The sequence below is a fragment of the Adlercreutzia sp. DFI.6.23 genome, assembly GCF_024462535.1.
GTDB lineage: Bacteria > Actinomycetota > Coriobacteriia > Coriobacteriales > Eggerthellaceae > Adlercreutzia > Adlercreutzia rubneri.
The window spans coordinates 1-548 of sequence record NZ_JANGBP010000046.1 but is presented as its reverse complement, the minus strand read 5'-3'; the positions used below and the strand labels follow the sequence as shown (position 1 = coordinate 548).

Annotated in this window: 1 protein-coding gene; it reads right to left on the bottom strand. The window is 67.2% G+C overall.

From position 1 onward, the window contains the following. Positions 1-31 precede the first annotated feature (31 nt). Complete coding sequence (locus tag NE591_RS16335) at positions 32-544, bottom strand: 4Fe-4S binding protein (RefSeq protein WP_371130599.1); 513 nt, start codon at positions 542-544, stop codon at positions 32-34. Between the last annotated feature and the right edge of the window lie 4 nt (positions 545-548).

Sequence of the window (548 nt, the reverse complement as noted above, 5' to 3'; positions counted from 1 at the left end):
CGACGAGATGGGGCACAGGTGCGAGCACCATTTACGGAAGAAGATCACCTCGACGGCTATCAGCGCCGGGATGATGAGCACCGACCAGGTGACATCGCCGCCGCCGAATAGCGCGATAAGCAGAAACACCATGGCGAACGACAGACCCACGGGGCATACCAGGCAGAATACCGGGAATCCGAAGATGGCGGCGGAAAGCAGGGGTGCCGCCCAGGATAATGTGGCGGGAATCGGCCGGCTTTCGGTCGGCGCAGGAGGAGCATCCGCCCGCGCACGAGGTTTTCAGGGCGCGCTTCTCGGCGGCGGAAAGGGGCGTGGCCTTCGTTGCTGGCGCCGCTGAGGTAGCTGCGGTTGCGGAGGGGCGACCGAGGTCGCCCCCTACGGAGGAGATCCCAGGGGCAGCGTCGGGCGCGGAGGAGATCCCGGAGGCAGCCCCTGCCGTAGAGGTGCCGCCCATCTTGAAGATGCCGCGCAGCTTGCTCCATACGGGCACGGGGCAGAGCCACCCGCAGAAGGCGCGCCCCAAAAGCAGGATGGCGGCCACGGCC